The sequence below is a fragment of the Curtobacterium flaccumfaciens genome, assembly GCF_004361695.1.
Taxonomy (GTDB): Bacteria; Actinomycetota; Actinomycetes; order Actinomycetales; family Microbacteriaceae; genus Curtobacterium; species Curtobacterium flaccumfaciens_B.
Genome location: NZ_SNVW01000005.1, coordinates 237,200 through 244,290, shown reverse-complemented (window position 1 = coordinate 244,290; position 7,091 = coordinate 237,200). Strand labels below are relative to the sequence as shown.

The 7,091-nt window shown below is 62.9% G+C and carries 7 protein-coding genes; all 7 read right to left on the bottom strand.

The genetic code is table 11. The annotated features are described in order from the left end of the window. On the bottom strand, positions 1–861 hold an 861-nt coding region (locus EDF64_RS09900; protein ID WP_279512731.1), incomplete at its 3' end, for an IS30 family transposase. 86 nt (positions 862–947) lie between these two features. Beyond that, entirely contained in the window at positions 948–1,391 is a 444-nt protein-coding gene (locus tag EDF64_RS09895) for a hypothetical protein (protein ID WP_133519806.1), read from the bottom strand. Positions 1,392–1,473: 82 nt separating this feature from the next. After that, the gene (locus tag EDF64_RS18190) at positions 1,474–1,650 is read right to left on the bottom strand and encodes a hypothetical protein (protein WP_166645676.1); all 177 of its coding nucleotides are present in this window, start codon (positions 1,648–1,650) and stop codon (positions 1,474–1,476) included. A gap of 506 nt (positions 1,651–2,156) precedes the next feature. Beyond that, on the bottom strand, positions 2,157–3,002 hold the full coding sequence (locus EDF64_RS09890) for a S66 peptidase family protein (protein ID WP_243736328.1): 846 nt from the start codon (positions 3,000–3,002) through the stop codon (positions 2,157–2,159). 426 nt (positions 3,003–3,428) lie between these two features. After that, complete coding sequence (locus EDF64_RS18185; RefSeq protein WP_156463515.1) at positions 3,429–3,578, bottom strand: hypothetical protein; 150 nt, start codon at positions 3,576–3,578, stop codon at positions 3,429–3,431. An 832-nt stretch (positions 3,579–4,410) separates the two neighbouring features. After that, on the bottom strand, positions 4,411–5,235 hold the full coding sequence (locus EDF64_RS09885; RefSeq protein ID WP_133519805.1) for a hypothetical protein: 825 nt from the start codon (positions 5,233–5,235) through the stop codon (positions 4,411–4,413). After that, a complete protein-coding gene (locus EDF64_RS09880) occupies positions 5,232–6,926 on the bottom strand; it encodes an AAA family ATPase (protein WP_133519804.1) in 1,695 nt (564 codons plus the stop codon). Before EDF64_RS09880 ends, EDF64_RS09885 begins: the two co-directional genes overlap by 4 nt. Positions 6,927–7,091 lie beyond the last annotated feature (165 nt).

Sequence of the window (7,091 nt, the reverse complement as noted above, 5' to 3'; positions counted from 1 at the left end):
ATGCTCGGGCAGGGTCTGGATGGTGGGGATCATCGCGTCACGGACCGCGTCGGCGCTGTGCCCGTTGGGCAAATGCAGCAGCATCACGTACCGAGTCGTTCGTTCGACGAGGGTGCCGATCGCGCTGCGGGCGTTGATCCCGACGATCAGGTCGCCTTGCCAGTGGCCGGGAACAGCCCGGTCGTCGGCCTCAGCGGGGCGTTCGCTGATCAGGATCATGTCGCGGATCTTCGACCACGACGCTTGCCGACGTTCACCGCGGTGCCGGCGGAGGGCTCGGCCGGTGCGGAGGTGTTTGTGCAGGTCAGCGCGCAGGTGGCCGCGGCCTTGGACGAAGAGGGACTGGTAGATCGTCTCGTGGGACACGTGCATCTCCGGCCGGTCGGGGAATGTCCTAGCCAGGTCATCACGGATCTGCTCCGGGGACCAGTTCCGCACCAACCGCAGCTCGACCTGCAGAGCGAGCTCCAGCCGGTTGAGTTTCCGCGGTTTCGGGCGTCGCGCACGAGCACGGCATTGCTTCTCAGCCGAGTACGGCCGGTAGGTTCCGCCAGCCGCTGCGTTCCTGGTGAGCTCGCGGCTGATCGTCGACGGCGACCGACCGAGTGCTTTGGCGATCGCGCGCACGCCCTCACCGTCCTGGCGTAGGTCTGCGATCTGGAGCCGCTCTTCTTGGCTGAGGTACCTGTCGGAGCGGGGCGTGTGGGCGAACGGGTTCCGTCCGCCGGCTGCTTTGACCCATCGGTATCCCTGACGTCGGTCCACGCCGACAGCATCACAGGCCGCCGTGCGTCCGAGACCCTGTCTCAATAGCTCCCAGAACCGCGCCTCTCGGGCACGGTGTTCCAGCCTCGATCCCATCTGCAACACTCCAAATCACGGTGGTGTTGCAACGACCGGCTGAACCCAAGGATCGGCTGTCGAGACAGTCTCGCTCGCTTCGATGGTCAGCTACTGGCGATCACTCCTCCGTCGAGCACGCAGATCAGCATCCCGAACAGGCAGGCGAAGAGGGCGGGGAGCAGACCAACCCCGCCGATGACGAGCGCCACCCAGCCAACTCGTCGACCGGCGACCCAGCCTCGAACCACGCCGCGGTACCCGAGCGCGATCACGGCGAGGGCGATGGGGAGCGCGGCGACGCCGACGAGCCCGACCATGAACTCCGCCCGAGCAACCAGGACCGGAGGGTCGTCGAACGGGTGCCGTGTTGCGCCTGCGCTGGCGAGGTCCGCCGCCGTGACACGGTTCGCGACCGAGAGCACGAGCGCCAGCAGCGCCGAGTAGAGCGCTACAAGTACGAGGGCCACCCACCCGGCAGACGCTCGCCCCGACCCATCATGGCTGCGCACCTCCATCGGATCGCGTTGCTGGCAGAACCGGTCTGTCACGTGCCGAGACTACGGGTCGAAGCGGTGTACGAGTGGGGTGTCCGGTGACCGATCGGCTATCGAAACGCTCGGCACCGCTTGTTCACAGCTTGGAACGTCTGTAGCCCAACCAGGCACTCGCCATGATGACAATGGCGCTGACGAGTGTGATCCATCCGAACGGCCTCGATGATTCGTGCGCGAACAAGGCGGCTGTGGCTCCAAGGAACACCACGCCGAGCAGCGCGAACATGAGCCACAGGGCGTTTGAACGGTTCATGCGGTCACCGTACCTCCGGCCGTCCCGCATGCGGATGGGTCATCAAGACGTCGTTGCGGCCAGAAACGGGGGCGCGAAGCGTCGGACGAAAGCATCTGCTCGGTCTGTTGCGTCTTGGTGGTACTGATTCGGCAGCCGATGGTTCCACTGCACGCAGAAGTCCTCGATGCTCGTCTCGATCGGATGGAGGTTGAACCCGATGTGCTCAAATTCTTCGTTCGCGACGAGGAGGTCCGAGGCCGGACTCCAGCCGTTGAAGTCGAAAAGTCACTCACCCCACGCTGCGACGACGTGGACTAGGGCTCCGTCATCAGCCCGCCGCATCGCTCGGATGCCGACGGCGACGCCCGGATGGGCTGCCGCGCAGCGGTACGCGAGAACGTGACACGCTCCGGCCGCGAAGAACGACTCGTCGGCGCGGTCCCATGCGACCCGTCGGTCGGACCGTTCGAGCGGGGTCCGTCTGAACATGCCGGCGGCGACGACAGCGCGGCTCAGCTGTTCCGTCAACGGGGCGTCTTCGGGATCTGTGCAGCGTCGGACAGCGCGGACACCGTGAGCCGAGCTTGATCGACGTCGAGGATGGCGTGCGTGCCGAGGGGCACGGTGACGAGGTCATCGATGTGTCCGAGGGGTAGGCCGCCGAGGACGGGGACGCCGAGCACATCGAGGTGGTCTCGGAGGGTGTCGAGGATCGTCCAGCCGCGGTCCTCGTAGCTGGCGAATTGGTCGATGCTGCCGAGCGCAACGCCGGCAACGCCGTCGAGTGCTCCGGAGTACCGCAGCTGCGTCAGCGCCCGGTCCACCATGCCCAGTCCCGCGGCGCGGTTGATTTCGAGGAGGAAGATCCTGCCCGCGAGGTAGAGGTTCACGACCCCGACCGATCGCGCCAGCATTTCAAGGTTGCCACCGAAGAGCACCCCCTCCGCATGCCCTGCTGTGGTGAGCTCCGCCGAGAGGGCGTCAGCGTCAGCGTCGACGACAGTGTGGGCGCCTTCCATGAGCAGCCGTCGGACATGGTCAGCGTGAGCGCCAGCGATCGCACCGTGCAGGGTCGGGACGCCGGCCGCGTCCCACACACAGTGCAGCGCGGTGATGTCGCTGTACCCAATGAGCAGCTTGGGATCGGTGCGGAGCGCGTCGACGTCGACGTTTGGGGCGATCCGGAAGCTGCCGCATCCCCCGGTTGACGCGATGATGGCTCGGACCGCCGGGTCTCGGATGACGTTGTTGAGGTCTGCGATCCGGTCGGCATCAGTGCCGGCGAGGTAGCCGCGGTGGTCGAGTGCGTGCGGAGCCACCATTGCGCGAAGGCCCCACGACTCGACCTGCTGGGCGATCCAGCCGGGCACGGAGTCCTCTGGCCAGGATGCCCGGCGAAACGATCGCGACGGTGTCGCCGGGGACCAGGGTGCGAGGTTCAAGCGTCGTTGCTTCCATGCCTCCGGACCCTATCCAGCACCTCCGTCACAGCGTCTCGATAGCCGATCGGCCATCGGGCAGCGGATGGATCACCTACCGGCGGTCAGCGGCCCGACCGGCCAGCTCGTCCTGCGACGATCAGCACCACGAACGCCACAACGATGAGTGCCGCCCCGAGGATCTTCGTTGGCACTCCCGGGGGCAGTACGAGGAGGCCAACTCGCAAGCCGCGAGAACGATCAGGAGCGTGAGAGTCCGGGGGCGGATGCGCATGCGTCTGTCTACCATCGGCATCGCCGCCCGCACCGTCTCGGTACCCGATCCCCCGGTGGGACGGGGTTCAACACAGACGAGGATCAACCTCGTGGACGCCGCACGATCCCCAGGACGACGCAGGCAAGGCCAGCGACGAGCGCGACGACCAGCACCACGAAACTCACCCCATGAATCGTCGGATTGATGATCCACACAAGCAGCGCGAACGCGATCACGACGACACCGGTCACGGTGAGACTCCGAGCAGACATGTGGCGAGTCAATCAGGACGGGTGCCGTCCCGATAGCCGGTAGTCCACCGGCACACGGCTGGCGGCGACAACCACGAAAACTTCCCCGTATCCTGCTTGACCTGGGGATTCCCGTATGACTGTCCCGCGAAAATGCCCGGTGAAGGGGCGCTAAACGCTACATCGTTCACGCACCCGAGCAAGGGTGCGGCACTTCCAGTCGGTGACGTCAGCGCGGGGGACCAGATCGCTGCGCGTTCCGCTCGAGCACGTCCCCGCAGAACGCCGTGTCCACCCCGGCAGCAACGTAGCGCGCACGGCACGCTGCTCCTGACTCGCCGGGAGACGACCCCCGACCGAGGCAGCACCGAGGAACGCACTCCGGCGACAAGTTGTACGCGAAGGAGACAAGTTGTGTTCGCGGCGACAACTGTCGGACGCCAGATTACTTGTCCTTTGCAGGGCTGCTCGCCATGCTACGCGACGGTCGTGTCCCGGCTCACTGCCAACTAACTTGTCCAGGCCTCAACCTTCACGATCCACGGATGTCTACACATTCAGATCGGGTCCAAGTTGTCCGGAGCGACGAAGGCTCGCCGCGCTTCTGGGAAACGCCGTACACGCGATCAAACAGATCGTGTTGCGGACTTCGCACCTCAGCACCGGCCCGAAGCATCTCAGCGACCTCTCTACGACGCCGTGGACCCCGCTTAGCGCGAGCGCCTTCACCACCCTACGCACGAGGCGTCTCGCGCCTTCCGTGTTCATCGCGTGCACTAGCCGCTACGTTTAAACAGCGCGCTTTTCGCGGGGACCGCCGCACGCGAAGTGCTTACGCTTGAGTGGCCCAGCCTCGAAGCGCGTCGACAAGTTGACCCTGCGAATGGCACTCGATCATTTTCACTCCGCACTTATCGGCCGCCTTATCTGCCTGTTCCCAGACAGCATGCGGCACGCGCCCCGTTATGCACACGGCGATGTCCTTAGCGGGGTCCAGGCTCCCCCACCGCTTGTCTAGATCCCGTGCGGGCTTCGCCTTCTCACTGACTATCCAGTGGACGGACGGCGTCGGTATTCCAAGCTCGACGTCGAGAGCGCGACCTAATGATTCAGTCAGTTCGCCCCCCACTACGTGCAGTTGCCGACCTTCGAAAGCCACCTTCGCTGCCCGACTACTCAAAATTTTGGGCTCGGCCAACGGATCGAAAAGCAGCTCGATTTCAAGATCTCCGATCGCCAGCAGTGGCTCTTGGTCCACCCAGTGACGAGTGTCTGACATGAGCGCAGCCACCGTCGAGCTGTGCTGAGTCGCGTCAATGACAATGGAGAGAGCAGCATCCTCCGCTCCAAGATATGCAGGCGATAGAGAAGCCTCCGCTATCTCGTCACTGCCACGTGAGACCCTCGTGAGAATTTTTTCGACAGCGGTCTGGCATTCCCGGCGAAACTCGGGTGGGCCGAAATCGATTCTTCGATCAGGATATCCTCTTTCTTGCAGCTGATCGACCACCCAATAAAACGACTCGTGACCAATCGAGAATGTCCCGCTTGCTGCGACGTTGACTACGCGCTGCCAGAACTCCTCGTCGTCTGGTATCCCTTCAAGGGTGAGCGGCACCAGAATATGCGGATCGAGGAGGCAAACTACGTTCGTCATCGCCGCTCTCGACGCCCCGCGATTGCACGCACGATCGCACGCGCATCGCCGTCCTGCGCATCAAAGAAGCCAGCGGGCCAGTCGTCAAGATTCCCGAGCTCCGACATCCGAAGTTCTCGAACTTCAGTGCCGTCGACTGCGGGTTCGGCAAATAGTACATGTACCTTTTCGCGTTTGACGCGCCCCTCTGCAACCCAGCGTCGAATCCGGGTTATCAAGTATTCGCTATGGGTCTCGACAATTACGCAAATGTCCGGCCTGGCGAAAATGAGCAAATCACCAAGACGGGACTGTACGGATGGGTGTAGGTGCAACTCCGGTTGCTCGAGTAGGACGACGGATCCTTCAGGCGCGTCCAAAACCGCAGCGACAACGGGAAGTAACTGGCTGGCCCCCACCCCGACCATTGTCAAGTCCCGAGCGGTGCCATTCACCGTAATCCGGAGACCCCTGCCAAGCTTGCCCTGATCCTCGACGGAGACATCCTCTCCAATACCGAGGTGAGCACACCAAGCACTCACCGCAGTGATCAGATCGGAGCGGCGCGAATTACCTTCCCAATCAAAATATGCCACGTGCGAGGTCCTCGTCGAAAGGAGTTCCGCTGTGAGTTCTCCGCGCAGGCCCACGGGGATCTGCCTTGATCGTGCGCCTGTCTTTGAAACAACTTGCGGCTCTTCTCGGAGCGGCCCGAGGTATCGAATCGATTGTCCAGCTCGGACAAACACTTCCCTTGCGATTGTCAAAGCATCATAGGCTGCTGACACCGCGGAGAGATTCAGCAGCAGGTGCCGCGAAGCACCTCGCCGAGGTGCCGAGCCCATCCAGGATTGAATGGGGATCGCCTGCCCGGCAGCGCCTCCGCCTCGTTCTGCCAAAGCGTTCAGAAGAACGTCGATGGTTGCCCGGCTGAGCGGCTCGCGAGCCTGATCCCTAAACAGCCCGCCGCCGATAATTTGACGCACCGCATTGCTGAGGGGACCCGCCTCTTCCTCGGCCTGCGTACGGTATAGGTAAGTGAAGACTAGATCAGTGAATTGGTCCGCGACTGCACTGTCGTGCCTCAACGCCTCGACCGAAAAGGTTTTCCGCAGTTCTCTGAGTACTGCTTCCGTGTCCGCCCGAGTATGTAGAACTGTCGGGAGAAAACCGTTGAAGATGACGTAGGTGCGGGACGGTGCAGGTTTTCCGGCAATCTCTCGGATTCGTAGAAGAGTATCGCCGTAAGCTCGCTCGTCGTCGACTTGAGCCCGCGTGTTCTCTGTTATGCGGGCGTCGCTTGCGGAGAATACAGCGATGCCGTCACGGGCTATTTCGCACTCCGAAACGCGGAGCCCGTCCTGCGTAGGTCGAAGAGTGAGCTGAACGTGCCATTCAGACGTTGCATCCTTGGGGCCCGTCTCAGCAGTACAGGTGATTGCAAGAGTGTTGGCGCCGCTCCGAACAACATCTCGCGGCACGCCGAGTCGAACGAGATTCCCGTTGAGAGTAACTTCTTGGTCTCCCGATTGGGCCACGAGAAGAAGGCTCTGAAGCAGACTCGATTTGCCAGAGCTGTTTGCTCCCGCGACTGCAATCAGACCCGTTGTGGGGGTCTCAGCAAAATCGATTGCCTTGAAGTTTCGTACCGACCAAGACCGTACTCGTGGCGCCGCCGAGGATCGCGCGTACCGAAAAACGTTGTCAGCCACTTTTCACTCTCTTGGGGTCGGAACCTGCTTCGCCCTGACCCTATATCAGGGTGACGGGAACACGCGGCATCCTGGACCAGCGGTGTCTACGGGAAGACTTGAGCCCGAGAACCCCGAGCAGCGCACTGCTTGCGCGGGTCCTCACGTGTTCCGACACGATGATGA

What these genes read in the sequence shown, in the direction of transcription:
- EDF64_RS18190 (WP_166645676.1), bottom strand. Translation starts at nt 1,650, where the DNA reads ATGAACCGTTCAAACGCCCTGTGGCTCATGTTCGCGCTGCTCGGCGTG.
- EDF64_RS09885 (WP_133519805.1), bottom strand. Translation starts at nt 5,235, where the DNA reads ATGACGAACGTAGTTTGCCTCCTCGATCCGCATATTCTGGTGCCGCTC.